This window comes from Microbacterium sp. JZ70 (assembly GCF_053903225.1).
The window spans coordinates 2,852,240-2,869,551 of record NZ_CP096405.1; the positions used below are offsets into that span (position 1 = coordinate 2,852,240).

Here is a 17,312-nt window from a genome sequence, read left to right on the forward strand (position 1 = left end):
GCGGACGCGCGCCCCGGCGTTCCGGCGGAAGGAAGACGGAATGACGGATGTGACGACCGCCCCTGCGCGGCGCGGCGAATCGCACGCGCGCGGCTGGCGCGGGCTCGGATGGGGCTTCGTCGTGAAGCTCGTGCTCATGGGGATCGTCAACGCGCTCGGCATCGCGGTCGCGCTGTCGGCGTGGCAGGCGGAGTCGTGGATCGTGCTCGGCGCGTCTCTCGTGCTGCTCGCGATCGCGGACGCGGTGTACTTCTCACGACGGGCTCTGCCGCTCAAGTACCTGCTTCCCGGGCTCGTGTTCCTCGCCGTCTTCCAGGTGTTCGTGCTCGGCTACACGGCCTACGTCGCGTTCACGAACTACGGCACCGGGCATGCGGGCTCGATGGAGCAGGCCGTCGACGCGGCGCTCATCCAGGACGAGCGGCGGGATCCCGATTCTCCGTCCTATCCCCTCGCGGTCGTCGAGCAGGACGGCGAGCTCGGGTTCGCGATCGTCGACGAGGACGGCGTCGTGCGGGCCGGGACCGCCGACCAGCCGCTGGAGGCCGTCGCGGGAGCACGCACCGGCGGGTCAGGCGCCCCCGAGACCGTGCCGGGGTGGACGGTCGTGCCGCGCGCGGACATCCTCACCGACCCCGATCTGCAGGAGCGCGTCGCGAGCCTGCGCGTCCCCGTCTCGGACGAGGCGGAAGACGGCTCGCTCCGCACCCGCGAGGGCACGACCGGCGCGGTCTACACCTCGGGCCTCGAATGGGATGCCGCCGCGCGGACCTTCACCGACACAGAGACCGGGGTCGTCTACGCGGCGTCCGATGACGGCCGCTTCGTCGCCGAGGACGGGTCGGCTCTCCCGACCGGCTGGTACGTCAACGTCGGGTTCGACAACTTCGTGCGCGCCGTGACGGATCAGAGCCTCGCCGGGCCGCTCCTCCAGGTCGCGGCGTGGACGTTCGCGTTCGCCATTCTGACCGTGCTCACGAGCTTCGGCCTCGGGCTCCTTTTCGCTCTCATCTACAACGACCCCCGTGTCCGCGGCCGAAAGGTCCTCCGGACGCTCATGATCCTCCCGTACGCGTTCCCCGCATTCATGTCCGCGCTCCTCTGGCGAGGCATGCTGAACTCCGAGTTCGGCGTCGTCAACGACCTGCTCTTCCTCGGCGCCGACATCGCCTGGCTGGGCGATCCCCTGCTCGCCAAGGCCGCCGTCCTCTGGGTGAACCTCTGGCTCAGCTACCCCTACTGGTTCCTCGTGTGCACGGGCGCGCTCCAGGCGCTCCCCAGTGACACGCTCGAGGCCGCCACGATCGACGGGGCCGGACGCTGGCGCCGATTCCGATCCATCATCCTGCCGCAGCTGCTCGTGTCGACGGCACCGCTCGCGATCTCGTCGTTCGCGTTCAACTTCAACAACTTCACGATCATCTACATGCTCACCGAAGGCGGCCCCGCGTTCCTCGGCAACTCGGGACTGGGCGAGACCGACATCCTCATCTCCGCGATCTACCGGATCTCCGGCGTTGCGGGCGGATCAGCCGACTACGGCCTCGCGAGCGCCCTCTCGATCGTCGTGTTCATCGTCATCGGCGTGATCTCGGCGCTCGCCTTCCGACAGACCCGCAAGCTCGAGGAGTTCCAGTGAGCACTGTCACCGAACGCATCACGTCCGCTACCCCGGGGCGTCGCACCGCACGTCGCTCCCGCTGGTGGGCCGAGGTGGGCTGGAAGTACCCGGTCGCGGCGGTCATCCTCGTCTACGCGATGTTCCCGCTGCTCTACATCGTCTCGGCGTCGGTGAACCCGCGGGGAAGCCTCGCCGGGTCGAGCGCACTGTTCTCGGCGGTGAGCGCCGACAACTACGCCGCGCTCGCCGAGACGCGCTTCTGGACCTGGATGCTCAACACCCTCTACGTCGGCGGCGTCGCCGCGATCGGCGCGGTGCTCATGGGCGCAGCCGCAGCGTACGCCTTCTCGCGCTTCCGCTTCGCGGGACGGCGCGCGGGCCTCACGAGCCTCCTCATCATCCAGATGTTCCCGCAGACCGTCGCGTTCGTCGCGGTGTTCCTCCTGCTGCTCGCGCTCGGCGAGGTCGTGCCGGCCCTCGGAATCAACTCGCGCCTCGCGCTCATCTGCGTCTATCTGGGCGGCGCGCTCGGCGCGAACACCTTCCTCATGTACGGGTTCTTCAACTCGATCCCGATCGAGCTCGACGAGTCGGCCAAGATCGACGGCGCCTCGCACGCGCAGATCTTCTGGCGCATCATCATGCCGCTCGTGACGCCCGTGCTCGCCGTCGTCGCGCTGCTGGCCTTCATCTCGGCGTTCGGCGACTTCATCCTCGCGAAGATCGTCCTGACCAGCGAGGACAACTGGACCCTCGCCGTGGGCATGTACCAGTGGGTCTCGAACCAGCTCACGTCGCGCTGGGGCATCTTCGCCGCGGGCTCCGTGCTCGCATCGGTTCCGGTCCTCGTGCTGTTCCTGTCGCTCCAGCGCTACATCGTCGGCGGCCTCACCGCGGGCTCCGTGAAGGGCTGAGCGCGCGCAGCGAGTCGAAACCGATCCCCCATCCATCCACCCGCACGAAGGAGTGCCATGCCATCCCTCATCCGAGCGGCCATCGCGACGGCCGCGGCCGTCTCCCTCGCCCTCGTGGCGTCGCCCGCGCATGCCGATGACGCGAGCATCGACATCTCGCTGTCCGCCGTCGACGGCCTGTCGGCCGACTTCATGACCGGCGTCGACGTCTCCTCCGTCCTCTCGCTCGAGGAGTCCGGGGTCGTGTTCCGCGACGACACCGGCGCGCCGGCCGACCTGTTCCACGTGCTCGCCGACCACGGCGTCACCGACCTGCGGGTCCGGGTGTGGAACGACCCCTTCGACGCCGAGGGACGCGGATACGGCGGCGGGAACGTCGACGTCGCACGCGCGATCGAGATCGGCGAGCGCGCGACCGACGCGGGGCTCGGCGTGACGGTCGACTTCCACTACTCCGACTTCTGGGCCGATCCGGGCAAACAGCAGGCGCCGAAGGCGTGGGAGGGACTGACGGCTGCCCAGACCGCGGATGCGGTGCACGACTTCACCGCCGACGCGCTCGCGCGCTTCGCGGATGCAGGCGTCGATGTGCGGATGGTGCAGGTCGGAAACGAGACGAACAACGGCGTCGCCGGCGTCACGGGCTGGGACGGGATGGCGGAGGTGTTCCGGGCCGGGTCGGCGGCAGTCCACGAGACGCTCCCTGACGCGCTCGTGGCCGTGCACTTCACGAATCCCGAGACGCCCGGGCGCTACGCGGGCTACGCCGCGGAGCTCGCCGCCCGCGGCGTCGACTACGACGTGTTCGCATCGTCGTACTACCCGTACTGGCACGGCACGATCGCGAACCTCACCGATGTGCTCTCGCACGTCGCGGAGGTGCACGACAAGAAGGTCGCGGTCGTCGAGACCTCCTGGGCCTACACGCTCGAGGACGGCGACGGCCATGGCAACACGATCGACCTCGCAAGCGAGGCCACGGCGTATCCCGTCAGCCCTCAGGGCCAGGCGACGGCGTTCCGCGACGTCGTGCAGGCGGTCGCCGATGTCGGCGATGCGGGGATCGGCGTGTTCTCGTGGGAGCCAGCGTGGCTCCCCGTCGGCCCTCCGGAGCAGCTCGAAGCGAACCGCCTCCTCTGGGAGCGCGACGGCTCGGGGTGGGCGACGAGCTACGCGGGCGCGTACGACCCCGCGGACGCGGGTCGCTGGTTCGGCGGGTCGGCCGTCGACAACCAGGCGCTGTTCGCGTTCGACGGCACTCCCCTGCCGTCGCTGCGGATGTTCGAGTACGTCCGCACCGGAGCGCAGGGGCCGCGCGTCGTGACCGGCGTCGAGACGGTCGCGCTCGAGATCGAGGAGGGCGAGGACGCCGCGCTGCCGGAGACCGTCACCGTCTCGTACAGCGACGGCACGACAGAGGATCAGCCCGTGGTCTGGGATGCTGTCGAGATCGACGGGCCCGGTGTCTACACGGTGGCGGGGCGCACGTCGGCCGGCCACGAGACGTCCGCGACGATCGAGGTCCTCGCCCGCTCGCACCTCCCCGGCGGCGGCTTCGAGGGAGACGGGGCTGCGCTGTGGACGCTCGCCGGCGACGGCGGCTCGATCGGATGGCAGGCCGACGCCTCGGCAGGGACGAATGCGCTCCATGTGTGGCTCGACCGCGACTTCACGGGTTCGGCGACCCAGGTCGTGACGGGTCTCGAGCCTGGCCGCTACGTCGCGACGGCGACGTCGCAGGGCGGCGGCACGCTGCCCGGCGACACGGTGACCCTCCGCGTCACGGCGTCGCCGACGCACCTGCCGGCGACCGCGGCTGACCGGGCGGCGCAGGCGCAGACGCGCACCGCGGAGGCGCTGCTCGCGTTCGACGGATGGCGCGCGTACGCCACCTCAGAGACCGACGCCGTGCGCGTGCAGCGTGGGCAGGAGGTCACGGTCGAGATCGCGTGGGAGCTGTCGGCCGGCGCGTGGGGAACGGTCGACGAGGTGCGTCTCGTGAAGGTCGGCTGAGGCGGCTCAGCGCGCGGCGGCGTCCGCGTCGCCGCGCGCTGCCGCCTCGGCGAGCGCAGCGACCTGCGCCGTGAGCCGCCCGGTGCGCCAGCAGAGCACCCAGCTCACGGGCGGCGCCGATGACTCGAACGGGATCATCCTCAGGCTCGGCCGCGCGAAGTAGTCCGCCGCGTGCGCGGCCAGAGGGCAGACGCCCTCGCCCGCGGCGATCATCGTCAGGAGGTCGAGGAGCGTCGCGGCCGTGCGATCCGGCTCGCGCCGGTACGGCGCGGCGCGGCGGCCCGCGCGGAACACCGTCTCCCCTTCGAGGTCGGCCAGGGTCACGGTCTCGCGCTTCGCGAGACGGTGACGGTGCGCGACCGCGAGCACGACCGGCTCTCGCAGCACCTCCGGTCCCTCGACGAAGCCGTCCTCGTCGATGGGCCCGTTCGTGACGACCACGTCCACCTCCCCCGTGCGCAGGAGGTCGAGCGGATCGGCGAACCCCGTCTCCCGGAACGCGAGATCGACAGCGGGGCGGCGCGCGCGGAAGCGGTCGAACAGGTCCGCCGCCAGCTCGGCGACCGCCGGCGCCTCGAGTCCGACGACGAGCCTCCCGGCGACCCCGCGGCCGGCGGCCATCGCGTCTGCCACAGCGCGCTCGATGCGCTCGTGGCCTTCGCGCACCTCGGCGTGCAGTGCCGCGCCCACGGGGGTGAGCGCGACGCGCCGGCTGGTGCGCTCGAACAGGGCGACGCCCAGCCGACGCTCGAGACCCGCGATCTTCTGACTCACCCGGGCCTGGGAGATGAGCAGGCGCTCCCCCGTCCGTCCGAAATGGAGTTCCTCGGCGAGCGTGAGGAAGACCTCGATCTCGCGCCGTTCCATAAGGCTCAGGTTATCAGTCGATGCCGGATCCGTCGTTGTTCGCGGGTTCCGCCGAGCCGAGGGTGGAGTCATGACCGAATTCCTCTCCCCCTCGGATCCCCGCTTCGACGCCGAGTGCGTCGGATACAACCTCTCTGTCGCCCATCGCCCCGACCTCGTCGTGCCCGCCTCGACCGTCGAGGATGTCATCGACGGCGTCCGCTTCGCGGCGGAGCGCGGTCTCGGCATCGCCGTCCAGGCGACCGGGCACGGCCCGTCGCTTCCCGCCGACGGCGGCGTGCTCATCCGCACGTCGGGCATGGATGCCGTCGAGATCGATCCCGTCCGCCGCATCGCGCGCGTGGGAGCAGGCGTCCGCGGCGGCGACCTCGTCCGGGCGGCGGCCGCGCACGGACTGGCTCCCGTGAACGGCTCATCTCCCGAGGTGGGGGTGATCGGATACCACCTGGGCGGGGGCGTCGGCATCCTCGGCCGAACGCTCGGCTGGGCCGTCGATCACGTGCGGGCGCTGGACGTCGTCACGGCCGACGGCGCTGTGCGCCGTGCGAGCGCGACCGAGGAACCCGAGCTGTTCTGGGCGCTGCGGGGCGCGGGACGCGGGACCCTCGGCGTCGTGGTCGGCATGGAGGTCGCGCTGCATCCGATCAGCCGGCTGTACGGCGGCGGGATGCACTTCGCCGCCGAGGACGTCGAGCGCGCGCTGCGGGCGTGGGCGGAGTAGACGCAGACTGTTCCGGAGGCCATGGGAACCTCCGCGCTCCTGATCCGGATGCCCGACCTGCCGCAGCTCCCCGACGCCCTGCGCGGCCGCTCGGTCCTGCACCTCCGCTTCGCGTTCACCGGGAGCGCCGAAGAAGGCGCGCGACTCGTCCAGCCTTTCCGCGACCTGGACCCGGCGACGGACACGGTGGCCGAGATGCCGTACGCCGAGGTCGGGTCCATCCACGCCGAGCCGACCGCTCCGGTCCCCTTCCACGGCCGCAACACCGTGCTCGCTTCGCTCGCTCCGGCCGCCATCAGCACGCTCCTGCGGCACGCCGGGCCCGAGGCGGCCGCCCCGTACCTCGTCGAGCTCCGGCTCCTGGGCGGCGCCCTCGCTCGGCCCGCCGCCGTGCCGAGCGCGATCGGGAGGCGAGACGGCGCGTTCGTCCTGTATGCGGGCGGTGCGGCACACGGCGATGACGCGCCCGCCCTCAGGTCCGCGCTCGCCGGACTCATCGGCGACATGTCGCCATGGAGCACGGGCGGCGTGCTCGCCAGCTTCCTCTCAGGCCCGGCGGTGACGCGCGCCGAGCTCGCGACGGCCTACCTGCCGGAGGACACCGCGCGCGTGGAGCGGATCAAGCGGGCAGTCGACCCGCACGACCTGTTCCGCGCGCACCACGGGCGCGCGGACGGCTGAGCCCGCGGGCGCGCGTCAGCGCGCCGCGAGCGCGGCCTGATACAGCTCGCGCGATGAGCGCCCGGTCGCTGCGGCGACCTCGGCGGCCGCCTCCTTGAGGCGGCCGCCGTCGGCGACGAGCGCGAGGACCTGGGCGACCGCGTCCTCGAGTGGCGTCTCGCGCCGCTCGGACCCGGCCACGACGATCGCGAGCTCGCCGCGCACACCCGCCTCGGCCCATCCGACGAGCTCGTCGAGCGTGCCGCGCGCGACCTCCTCGTGCAGCTTGGTGAGCTCTCGCGCGACGACCGCCCGGCGGTCGCCGCCGAACGCGGCCGCCATGTCGGCGAGCGTCTGCGCGACGCGCGTGGGCGCCTCGAAGAACACCATCGTGCGCGGCTCGGCCGCGAGCGCCGCGAGGGCGCGACGGCGGTCACCGGGCTTGCGCGCGGGGAAGCCCTCGAAGGTGAAGCGATCGGTCGGGAGACCGGACACCGCGAGGGCCGTGAGCACGGCCGACGGGCCCGGAACGACCGTGACGTCGACTCCCGCAGCGGCCGCGGTCTGCACGAGCCCGTAACCCGGGTCGCTCACGGTCGGCATGCCCGCATCGGTCAGCACGACGAGATCCTCATCGCGCGCGAGCTCCACGAGCTCGGCCGCCTTCTGCCGCTCGTTGTGGTCGTGCAGGGCGATGAGCCGCGGACGGTTCGCGATGCCCAGCCCGGCGAGAAGGCGCTGCGTCGTGCGCGTGTCCTCGGCGGCCACGACGGGCGCCTGCTCGAGCAGCTCGACGAGGCGGCGCGACGCGTCGCCGAGATTGCCGATGGGCGTCGCGGCGAGGATGATCACCCCGCCAGCCTAGGCGCCGAGATGATGTCGGCGCGGTCGCGGAACCCGTCCGCGTTCACGCGCTCCTCCGCGACCTGCTTGCGCACGGCGGCCGCCTTCTCGTACAGCGAGGGATCGCCGAAGCTCGTCAGCACCTTCACGAGCACGGGGAGGAGCTCGATCATGAGGAAGAGCGCGGCGATGAGGAGGTGCGCCCACCAGATCGCCGGCTCCTTCTCCGCGAGCCGGTTCAGCCCGCTGATCTGGCTGAGGAGCCCGATCGCGCCGGCGTTCGTCTCGGCGACGGATGCCGCCCGCGCGTTGTACGCGGCGAGCGCCGCGTCGTACTCCTGCTGCGCCGCGGGCAGCTGGTCCTCCGCCGCCTGGCGGTTCGCGGCCTCGGATGCCGCGGCGTTCTCGCCCGCAGCCGTCTCGGCCGCCGCGAGGGCCTCGTTCGCCTCGCGCAGCTGGGCGGCGAGGTCGTCATAGGTCGCCTGAGCCGCCGCGAGCTGGTCCTGGGCGGCATCGGAACTCGCGCCCTCCCCCTGCACGCCCGTGCAGCCGGCGACCTCGCCCGCTCCTGAGCCGTCGAGCTCGCACTGGTAGAGCGCGCGCGCCTCATCGATCACGGTCTGCTGCGCCGCGAGCTTCTCGGTGAGGTCGTCGACCGTCGCCTGCGCGGCGGCCTGCGTCGCAGAGGCCGAGTCGGTACCCGCGACGATGCCCGTCGCGGCCTGGTTCTGCAGCTCGCCCAGGCGCGCGGTCGCGGCGTCGAGCGCCTGCTTCTCGGGCCCGGAGTCGAGGGCCGCCTGGTCCTCCTGCGACTGCACGATGTTCGTCGAGGCGACCTCCTGCGCGATGTCGTTGCGGAAGGCCTGCAGCACGACGGGCTCCGCGACGACGACGCCGATGAGGAGCGCCATGATGACACGCGGCAGCGCGAGCCCGACGAGGCGCGCGATGCTGCGGGTCGCGGTCATCGTCGACGTGAGGAACCGGTCGAGGTTGAAGATGATGCCCGCCCAGACGATCGCGAGCGGCACCGCGAGCCAGACCGAGACCTGCACGCCGGTCGTGAGGGCGAAGAGCATCGACAGGGCGGACACGAGCGCGGTGCCGAGCAGCACGAAGAACATCTGCACGAACCGGGGCGTCTCGGTCGGGACGGTGTCGAGCACGTGCCCGTCCGCGCCGCCGAGGATCGCGAGCATGCGCAGACGCGAGCCGGGCGTGCGCGGCGGACGCGCCGCGCGACGTCGCGGAGCGCGCGGCGTCGACTCGGGCTCGGCAGACGCCTCAGCGGGGCGCTCGTCGACCTCGATCGGCTCGGTCGGGGCGGCGGCGGTCTCGGGGAAGAACTCCCGTTCGAGGTACAGGGCTTCCTCGTCGGGAACGGCGCCGTTCGGGTCGTCGTCGGGGAGGATGATCCGCCCCTGCGAGTCGTAGCGTCCCGGGCGATGCGCGGAGTAGGACATCCCGTCAACATACGAAGCCCGCCTGGGCGAGCGTTGTCAGGACCCTTGGAGCGGACCCGGCCGGGGAGTCGCCCGCCCCCGGGCGCCTCGCGCCCGCGCACTACGCTGGAGCCGTGACGCACGCGCTGCCCGAGGCATCCCCCCGCGACAGAGCCCTCACGGCCATCCGCCAGCACGCGGGCTGGCTGGTGCCCTCGGCTCTCACGCTGCTCGCGGGCCTCCTGCGCATCGTCGGACTCGGCCATCCCCACGAGCTCGTCTTCGACGAGACCTACTACGTCAAGGACGCCTGGACGCTTCTGCATCTCGGCTACGAGGGCACGTGGCCCGAGGGCGCGAACGAGAGCTTCCTCGCGGGCGACACCGATGTGTACTCGGCGGATGCCTCCTTCGTCGTGCACCCGCCCCTGGGCAAGTGGATCATCGCACTGGGGCTCGCGGTCTTCGGCGCCGACTCGGGATGGGGCTGGCGGATCTCGACCGCCGTCGTCGGCACCCTCCTCGTGCCGCTGCTCTCCCTCGTCGCGCGCCGCCTCACCGGCTCGATCGCGGTCGCGGGCGTCGCGGGGCTCCTGCTCGCCATCGACCCGCTCGCGGTCGCGATGAGCAGGGTCGCGCTGCTCGACGGCATCCTCGCTCTCTTCGTGCTCCTGGGCTTCTCGTTCCTGCTGCGCGATGTGCAGGAGACGCGCGATCGCGTCCTCCGCGATCAGACAGAGGCGTGGGGGCCCGTCGTCTGGGCGCGCCCCTGGCTCCTCGCCGCGGGCGCCGCGTTCGGCGCCGCGACCGCCGTCAAGTGGTCGGGCATGTACGTCATCGCGGGCGTCGGGATCGGGCTCGTCGTCCTCGACGCGCTCTGGCGCCGCCGCGCGGGCGTCCGCGAGTGGTACTTCTCCGCGATCCTCCGCCAGGGCCCCGTCACCTTCCTGCTGCTCGTGCCGGCCGCCGCCGTGGTGTACCTGCTCTCGTGGAGCGGGTGGCTCGTCACGACCGGCGGGTACGACCGCGCGAGCGACGCGAACCCGCTGGTCGCCCTGTGGAACTACCATCAGGCGGTCTACGGGTTCCACGTGGGGCTCAGCGCGAGCCATCCGTACGCGAGCCCCGCGTGGCAGTGGCCGCTCCTCCTCCGCCCGACCGCGATGTGGCTGACGCGCCCCGAGGTCGGCACGACGACCTGCGCGTGGTCGACCGACTGCATCGGCGTGATCGGGAGCATCCCGAACCCCGTCGTCTGGTACGCGGGGATCGCGGCCGCCCTCTTCCTCGTCTGGCTGCTCATCCGCACCCGCGACGCCCGATTCGGCTTCCCGCTCGCGGGGATCGCCGTGACCTACCTGCCCTGGCTGCTCTACCCCGAGCGCACGGTGTTCCAGTTCTACACGGTCGTCATGCTGCCGTTCGTCGTGCTCGGACTCGCGGTCGCGCTGGCGCATCTGACCCGCTCGCGGCAGCCCGACCTGCTCCCGTTCCCGACGGATGCCGAGGTCGCCTTCGCGACGGAGGCCGCCGATCGCGAACGGCGCGCGTGGCGCATCGCGGCGGCCGTCTTCCTCGCGGTGGCCGTCGTCGTGGGCGCGTTCTACCTTCCGCTCGCCCTCGGGATCGTCGAGCCGTTCCCGCTCTGGCAGCTGCACAACTGGCTGCCCAGCTGGGTCTGATCCCGCATGCGCGAGACCCCCGGAGCGCGCGCTCCGGGGGTCTCGTGCGTCACGCGCTCAGGCGTCGAGGCCGTTGCGGCGCGCGACCTCGCCGAGCCAGGCCAGGCTCGGCTTCGGCGTGCGCGCGAAGGTCTCGCGGTCGAACGCGATGAGGCCGAACGTCGGCCGGTACCCGCTCGCCCACTCGTAGTTGTCGAGCGCGCTCCAGTGCTGGTAGCCGCGCACGTCGATGCCGTCCGAGATCGCGCGGTGGAGGCCCTCGAGCGCTCCCCGCGTGTACGCGACGCGTCGCGTGTCGTCCGACGTCGCGATCCCGTTCTCGGTGACGAGGATGGGCGTCCCGCCGGACAGCTCCCAAGCCGAGCGGACGCCGAGCTCGAGCGCGTCGGGGAAGAACTCCCAGCCGGTGAGCGTCGTCTCGACGCCTTCCGCGACGGGCAGCGGCCCCTCCGGCCCGATGAACGTGCGCGTGTACGCCTGCACCCCGACGAAGTCGTCGCCCGCGGACTGCTCGAGGTACCAGAAGTCGCGCGGATGACCGTACTCCTGCAGCATCTCGTCCGCGCCGGGCTCGCCCGTCGAGTGGAACGCCTGCGTCGCGATGGTCCAGCCGGCCCTGACGCCCGGTACGGACCGGAGGATCTCGGCGGATCGACGGTGGGCGGCGAGCAGGGTGTCGGCGACGCCGAGGTCGGGATGCGGGAGCCCGTACGCGACGAGGTTCGCGGCGTCCTCCCCGCCGGCGAGCATCGCGGCGATGTTCGGCTCGTTGATCGTGCACACGTGCTCGACCCCCTCGAGGATCGGCAGCACGGTCTCGGTGTAGCGCGCGAACAGGTCGACCGCGTCGTCCGCACGCCAGAAGCCGTCGTCCTGGAACCAGCGCGGCACCGTGAAGTGCATGAGCGTCACGGTCGGGTCGAGCCCCGTCTCGCGCGCCGTGTCGATCATCCGCCGGTAGTGGTCGAGCGCGGCGCGCGAGACGAACCCGCGCTCGGGCTCGATCCGCGCCCACTCGATCGAGAACCGGTAGGAGTTCAGGCCCGCTTCCGCGAGGAGGCGCATGTCCTCCGGGTAGCGGTGATAGTGGTCGGCGGCGTCGCCCGAGGGCTCCACCATCGGGGAGCCGGGAGCGTGCTCCATGACCCACCAGTTGCTGCCGACGTTGTTCCCCTCCACCTGATGCGCCGCGGTCGCGGCGCCCCAGAGAAAGCCATCGGGGAATGAGAGCACGGATGCTCCTCTCGCTGTTTCGGTTTCGGATGCCGCCCGCGCGCTCAGCGCGCGCGAGCGGGGTTCGGCACGGCGTCCAGGAGGCCGATCGTGTACGGGTCCTGCGGATGCTGCAGCACGTGCGCGGTCTCTCCGCGCTCGACGACGCGCCCCTGCTCGAGCACGAGGATGTTCTCGGTGACGAGGCGGGCGCTCAGGAGGTCGTGCGTGATGTAGAGCATGCTGATGCCCCAGCGCTCGCGCAGGTCCTCGAGGAGCGCGAGCACGCCGGCGCGCAGCGACACGTCGAGCATCGACACCGGCTCGTCCGCGATGAGCACCTGCGGATCGCTCGCGAGCGCACGGGCGATGACGACGCGCTGTCGCTGCCCGCCCGAGAGCTGGTGCGGGAGCTTGGCCGCGAACTGCTCGACGGGCGTCAGCCCCACGGTCTCGAGGAGCTCGAGGACACGGGCGCGCGCCTCGACTCCGCGCAGCCCCGTGTAGTTCACGACGGGGCGCGTGAGCGTGTACTCCACCGTGTGGAGCGGGTTCAGGGCAGCGTAGGGGTCCTGGAACACCATCTGCACGTCCTTGCGCAGGTCGCGCAGCCCTCTCCGCCGCAGCGACGGCACGTCGACGTCGCCGAAGCGGACGGCGCCCGACGTCGGCTTCTCGACGCCCGTGATGAGCTTCGCGAGGGTCGACTTGCCCGACCCCGAGGCGCCCACGAGGGCGAGCGACTCCCCCGGCTCGAGCCGGAACGACACGTCGTCGACCGCGGTCACGGGTGCCTGTCCGCGGCGCGGAGCGGGGTAGGTCTTCGACACGCTCTCGACCGCGATGGCCGCATCCGCGCGACGGGTTCCGCGCGACCCGACCGTGGGCACGGTCTCGGTGCCCTCGGCACGCGTGGCGCCCTGCGCCTTCCGCGTCGCGAGGTCGACGAAGCCCGGGATCGAGATGTGCGCAGCACGCGGATCCGCGTAGTGGCTCAGCAGCATGCGCGTGTACGGATCCTGCGGGCGCTCGAGGATGTCGCGGCTCGGCGCGTCCTCGACGATGCGGCCCTCGTGCATAACCAGGACACGGTCGGTGGCCTCGAGCACGATGCCGAGGTCGTGGCTGATGAGGATCGCGGTGAAGTCCTCGGCGCGCTGGAGAGCCTGGATCGTGTCCATGACCGCGTGCTGCACGAGCACATCCAGCGCGGTCGTCGGCTCGTCGAACACCATGAGCTGCGGCTCGAGCGACAGCGCGATCGCGATCGACGCCCGCTGGCGCATGCCGCCGGAGAGCTCACCCGGGTAGCGGTCGAGCGCCTCGGGCCTCAGCCCCACCTTGGCCACGAGCTCGCGCGCTCGCGCCTCGCGCGCGGGGCCGGCGACATGGCCGTGCGTGGCGAAGACGTCGAGGAAGTGGCTCCGGATCGTGCGGACGGGGTTGAGCGCGTTCATGCCCGACTGGAGCACCATGGCGAATCCGCCCTGCCGCTGCCGGCGCAGCTCCTCGGCGTCGAGCTCGCGGATGTCGCGACCGCCGAAGAGGATGCGCCCGCCGCTGATCCGCGCCGGCGGCTTCTGCAGCCGGGTGAGCGCGAAGCCGAGCGTCGACTTGCCCGACCCCGACTCCCCCACGAGGCCGACGAACTCCCCGCGCCGCAGCGTGAACGAGACGTCGTCGACGGCCGTGACGGGCGTCGCTCCCGGCGACGCGTACTCGACCGACAGTCCCTGGACATCCAGCAGGATCTCGCGCTCCATGCTCATCGCCCCTTTCCTTCCCGCAGACGCGGATTCGAGATGCCGTCGACGCCGAAGTTGATGAGCGTGAGGCTCAGGGCGAGGAGGGCGATGCAGAGGCCGGGCGCGAACAGGAGCAGCCACTGGCCGGTGAGGAGCGAGTTGGAGTTCTGGGCCCAGTAGAGCATCGTCCCCCAGCTCACGATGCTCGAGTCGCCGAGCCCCAGGAACTCGAGACCCGCCTCCGCGAGGATCGCCGCCGTCGCGGCGCCGAAGAGCGTTCCGGCGATGATCGAGGTCATGTTGGGGAGGATCTCGCGGAACACGATCCGCGCGGGACCGTCGCCCGAGAACTGCGCCGACGCGACGAAGTCCCGTCCGCGCAGGGACTGCGTCTGGCTGCGCAGCACCCGCGCTCCCCACGCCCATCCGGTCACGACGATGACGGCGACGATCATGAGCATCCCGCCGTTCTGCAGGTACGCCGCGATGACGATCATGAGCGGGAGCCCCGGGATCACGAGGAAGAGGTTCACCACGAAGCCGACGGCCTCGGCCGCGAATCCCCGCAGGTAGCCCCAGCTCAGTCCGATGAGCACCGCCACGACCGTGGAGAGGATGCCGGCAGCGAACCCGACGACGAGGCTCACCTGCGCGCCGTAGAGCAGCTGGCTGAGCACATCCTCGCCGGCCGCCGTCGTGCCGAGCCAGTGCTCCCACGATGCGTCGGCATTGCGCGGGAAGCCGTTGTCCTTGGGGCCGTACGGCGCGAGCACCGGCGCGAAGACGGCGGCGAGCGCGAACACGGCGAGGATGCACAGCCCCAGGCGCGCCTTGCCGTTGCCCCACAGGGTCGCGACCATCCGGCCGGCGGAGCGCCATGGGCGCGGCCCGGCGATCGAGCGCGGGGGCATCTTGACGTTCATGGTGGAGGTCATCGGCGAGTCCTTGGGTCCAGCACGCCGTACAGGATGTCGACGAGGAAGTTGGCGATGAGCACGCTGACCGTGATCATCAGGAAGAGCGCCTGCATGAGCGGGTAGTCCTGCCCGATCACGGCGTTGAAGAGCAGGTATCCGATGCCGGGGTACCCGAAGACCTGCTCGACGAGGATCGACCCGCCGACGACGCCGCCGAGCGTGAGGCCGAAGCCGGTGAGATTCGGCAGGATCGCGTTGCGCGCCGCGTAGCGGATGGCGATCGTCCGACCGCGCAGGCCGTTCGCCTCGGCGAACGTGACGTAGTCCTCGCCGAGCGTGTTGATCATCGCGTTGCGCATGCCGATGATCCACCCGCCGAGCGAGGTCAGCAGGATCGTGAGCGCCGGCAGCGCCGCGTGCCGGACGAGGTCGGCGACGAACTCCCCCGTGAATCCCGGCGTCGTGGTCGCGGCGTACGCGCCGGTGGTCGGGAACCAGTGCAGCACGTACCCGAGGAAGAACAGGAGCAGGAGCGCGGTCCAGAAGTACGGGAACGTGCTGAGGAAGGAGCCCGTCAGCGTCGGCAGCGCATCGAGCCAGGTGCCGCGCTTCCACGCCGCGAGCACGCCGATCAGGGTGCCAATGACGAACGCGAGCACCGTGACGATGCCGACGAGCCCGATCGTGTAGGGCAGCGCCGTCGAGACCATGCTCGAGACCGTCTGCGGATAGAACGTGTACGAGACGCCGAAGTCGAGCGTGACGACCTGGCCGAGGTACGCGACGTACTGGTCCCACAGGGATCCGCTCGGCACGCCGAGCTGCGCCTCGATCGCCGCCCGCGTGGCCTCGGACACCGGGCCGTTCTGCGAGAGCTTGGCGAGAGCGGCATCGGCGGGAGAGCCCGGCATCAGGCGGGGCAGGAAGAAGTTCAGGGTGATCGCGGCCCAAAGCGTGAGAGCGAACAGGCCGAGCTTTTGGAGCAGGTACTTCACTGGTCTCCCTCCACCCGGTCCAGGCGCGGGAAGATCGCGAGCGGGGCCGAGTCGTAGTTCTGGGGGATCATGTACGGGTCCTCCGCCGAGGGCCAGCCGGTGAACTTCGCGTCGTTGAAGAGCCCCCAGCTGCCGCCGTAGTAGAGCCCGATGACCGGCAGCTCGTCGTAGACGATGCCCTGCAGCTCGTGGACGATCTCGGTCTGCCGCTGCGGGTCGACCGTCGAGCGGTACTCGGTGAGGAGCGCATCCGCCTCGTCGGAGCGGAACCGCTCGAAGTTGTTCGCGGTCGTCTCGCCGCTCGGCACGTAGAAGTCGCTCGAGAGCAGGCTGTTGAACGACTGGTACACCTCGCCGTTCCCCATGCCGCCGATCGCCATCTCGAAGTCGCCGTTCGCGATCGCGCTCTGGTAGCCGGCCGGCTGGGGCAGCTCGAGGGAGACCTTCACGCCGACCTCGGCGAGCTGGCGCTGCACGGCCTGCGCGGCGCGCGTCCAGTCGGAGTAGCCGTTCGCCGTCGTGAGCGAGAACGAGAGCTGCTCCCCCGCGTCGTCGACGAGGCGGTCGCCCTCGAGCTCGTAGCCGGCCTCCTCGAATGCCGCGAGCGCCGCGTCCTGATCCTGCGCGAGGACGCCGCTGTCGGGAATCGTCGGATCGAGGTACTCCTCCTGGTTGGGGAGGATGAGGCCCGTCTGTCCGGCGGGCTCCATGTAGCCCTCCGACGCGGTCTCGGCGATCTCCTCGCGATCCAGCGCGAGCGCGATCCCGCGTCGCACGTCGACGTCGTCGAACGGCTCGCGCTCGAGGTTCGGCACGAGCGAGATGATGCCGACGGGAGGGAACCACCAGCGGTTGTGCGCGCTGGCGGCGCCCCAGGTGCCCTCGACGTCCGAGATGAAGGAGTAGGCCCAGTCGTAGCCGCGCGTCACGGTGTCGAGCTGGGTGTTCGTCGCGGGCAGGATGATGTGCTCGATCTCGATCGAGTCGGCCTGCCAGTACGTCGGGTTCCGGTCCATCGAGTACTGCTGGTCGCTGTAGTTGCCGAGCACGAACGGCCCTGTGCCGACCGGGTGCTCGTTGCGCCAGGTGCCGGGATCGTCGACCTCGGCCCAGATGTGCTCGGGCACCATGAAGGTCTTCCCGATGATCGACAGGGCGGGGGCGTCCTCGCCCTGCAGGCGGAACGTCACGGTCTTCCCGTCGGCCTCGACGCTCGCGAGGTGCTGCCACGCGCCGTAGATGTCGTTCGCGGGCGTCTTCTTGAGCATGTCGAACGTGAACGCGACATCGGCTGCCGTGAAGGGCTCGCCGTCGCTCCACTCGACGCCGTCGCGGAGGGTCATGACGATCGTCTCTGCGTCGGGCTGCTCCCACTCCGACGCGAGCCACGGCGTCAGCGACCCGTCGAGCGGGTTGACGAGGACGAGCGGCTCGTAGATCCACCGCGACGCGGTGCGCGTGTTCGTGAGATAGGGGTTGAAGGTGCGCGTGAACAGCGGGTTCCCGTGGTCGGCGTTGATGAGCATCGTGTCGTCGCCGATCGAGGGATCGGGCTGCGACGTGATCTGGATGCTGCATCCGCTCACCGCGAGCGCGACGGCGGCGAGCCCGGCGGCCGCCGCCCGCCGCCAGCGGCGGAGTCTGTGCGTCTTCGGCACGGTGTGACCTCGATGTCGTGTG

At 71.3% G+C, this 17,312-nt stretch carries 14 protein-coding genes; 6 read left to right on the forward strand and 8 right to left on the reverse strand.

Annotation, left to right across the window (positions count from 1 at the left end):
- The first annotated feature begins 40 nt into the window (after positions 1 to 40).
- The 3 genes from M1D46_RS13270 to M1D46_RS13280 are packed head-to-tail and all read left to right on the forward strand — an operon-like array spanning position 41 to position 4,548.
- Complete coding sequence (locus M1D46_RS13270) at positions 41 to 1,639, forward strand: ABC transporter permease subunit (protein WP_421074426.1); 1,599 nt, start codon at positions 41 to 43, stop codon at positions 1,637 to 1,639.
- Positions 1,636 to 2,535 carry a sugar ABC transporter permease gene (locus tag M1D46_RS13275; protein WP_456285771.1) on the forward strand — a complete coding sequence of 300 codons (900 nt, stop codon included), beginning with the start codon at positions 1,636 to 1,638 and terminating at the stop codon, positions 2,533 to 2,535. The genes M1D46_RS13270 and M1D46_RS13275 overlap by 4 nt, the downstream gene beginning before the upstream one ends.
- Before the next feature lie 57 nt (positions 2,536 to 2,592).
- A complete protein-coding gene (locus M1D46_RS13280) occupies positions 2,593 to 4,548 on the forward strand; it encodes a glycosyl hydrolase 53 family protein (protein ID WP_456285772.1) in 1,956 nt (651 codons plus the stop codon).
- Between the two features lie 6 nt (positions 4,549 to 4,554).
- Here M1D46_RS13280 and M1D46_RS13285 read toward each other — a convergent pair whose 3' ends face one another.
- Complete coding sequence (locus M1D46_RS13285) at positions 4,555 to 5,415, reverse strand: LysR family transcriptional regulator (RefSeq protein WP_456285773.1); 861 nt, start codon at positions 5,413 to 5,415, stop codon at positions 4,555 to 4,557.
- A gap of 70 nt (positions 5,416 to 5,485) precedes the next feature.
- Between M1D46_RS13285 and M1D46_RS13290 the strand changes: the two genes are divergently transcribed.
- Positions 5,486 to 6,136 carry an FAD-binding protein gene (locus M1D46_RS13290; protein ID WP_456285774.1) on the forward strand — a complete coding sequence of 217 codons (651 nt, stop codon included), beginning with the start codon at positions 5,486 to 5,488 and terminating at the stop codon, positions 6,134 to 6,136.
- Positions 6,137 to 6,157: 21 nt separating this feature from the next.
- Complete coding sequence (locus M1D46_RS13295; protein ID WP_456285775.1) at positions 6,158 to 6,817, forward strand: hypothetical protein; 660 nt, start codon at positions 6,158 to 6,160, stop codon at positions 6,815 to 6,817.
- A 15-nt stretch (positions 6,818 to 6,832) separates the two neighbouring features.
- Here M1D46_RS13295 and rsmI read toward each other — a convergent pair whose 3' ends face one another.
- Together rsmI and M1D46_RS13305 are read right to left on the reverse strand one after the other, a co-directional pair.
- Complete coding sequence (gene rsmI, locus M1D46_RS13300; RefSeq protein WP_282978540.1) at positions 6,833 to 7,648, reverse strand: 16S rRNA (cytidine(1402)-2'-O)-methyltransferase; 816 nt, start codon at positions 7,646 to 7,648, stop codon at positions 6,833 to 6,835.
- Positions 7,645 to 9,102, reverse strand: a complete 1,458-nt coding sequence (locus tag M1D46_RS13305) for a DUF4407 domain-containing protein (protein ID WP_456285776.1) — start codon at positions 9,100 to 9,102, stop codon at positions 7,645 to 7,647. The genes rsmI and M1D46_RS13305 overlap by 4 nt, the downstream gene beginning before the upstream one ends.
- Positions 9,103 to 9,215: 113 nt before the next feature.
- Between M1D46_RS13305 and M1D46_RS13310 the strand changes: the two genes are divergently transcribed.
- On the forward strand, positions 9,216 to 10,763 hold the full coding sequence (locus tag M1D46_RS13310) for a dolichyl-phosphate-mannose--protein mannosyltransferase (RefSeq protein WP_456285777.1): 1,548 nt from the start codon (positions 9,216 to 9,218) through the stop codon (positions 10,761 to 10,763).
- 57 nt (positions 10,764 to 10,820) lie between these two features.
- On the opposite strand, the gene M1D46_RS13315 is transcribed toward M1D46_RS13310, so the two are convergent.
- The 5 genes from M1D46_RS13315 to M1D46_RS13335 are packed head-to-tail and all read right to left on the reverse strand — an operon-like array spanning position 10,821 to position 17,290.
- Positions 10,821 to 11,996 carry a glycoside hydrolase family 1 protein gene (locus M1D46_RS13315; RefSeq protein WP_456285778.1) on the reverse strand — a complete coding sequence of 392 codons (1,176 nt, stop codon included), beginning with the start codon at positions 11,994 to 11,996 and terminating at the stop codon, positions 10,821 to 10,823.
- Positions 11,997 to 12,040: 44 nt separating this feature from the next.
- Entirely contained in the window at positions 12,041 to 13,744 is a 1,704-nt protein-coding gene (locus M1D46_RS13320) for an ABC transporter ATP-binding protein (protein ID WP_456285779.1), read from the reverse strand.
- The gene (locus M1D46_RS13325) at positions 13,741 to 14,655 is read right to left on the reverse strand and encodes an ABC transporter permease (RefSeq protein ID WP_282978545.1); all 915 of its coding nucleotides are present in this window, start codon (positions 14,653 to 14,655) and stop codon (positions 13,741 to 13,743) included. The genes M1D46_RS13320 and M1D46_RS13325 overlap by 4 nt, the downstream gene beginning before the upstream one ends.
- Entirely contained in the window at positions 14,652 to 15,632 is a 981-nt protein-coding gene (locus tag M1D46_RS13330) for an ABC transporter permease (RefSeq protein ID WP_282978547.1), read from the reverse strand. The genes M1D46_RS13325 and M1D46_RS13330 overlap by 4 nt, the downstream gene beginning before the upstream one ends.
- Positions 15,629 to 17,290, reverse strand: coding sequence for an ABC transporter substrate-binding protein (locus M1D46_RS13335; protein ID WP_456285780.1), 1,662 nt, complete (start codon positions 17,288 to 17,290; stop codon positions 15,629 to 15,631). Before M1D46_RS13335 ends, M1D46_RS13330 begins: the two co-directional genes overlap by 4 nt.
- Positions 17,291 to 17,312 lie beyond the last annotated feature (22 nt).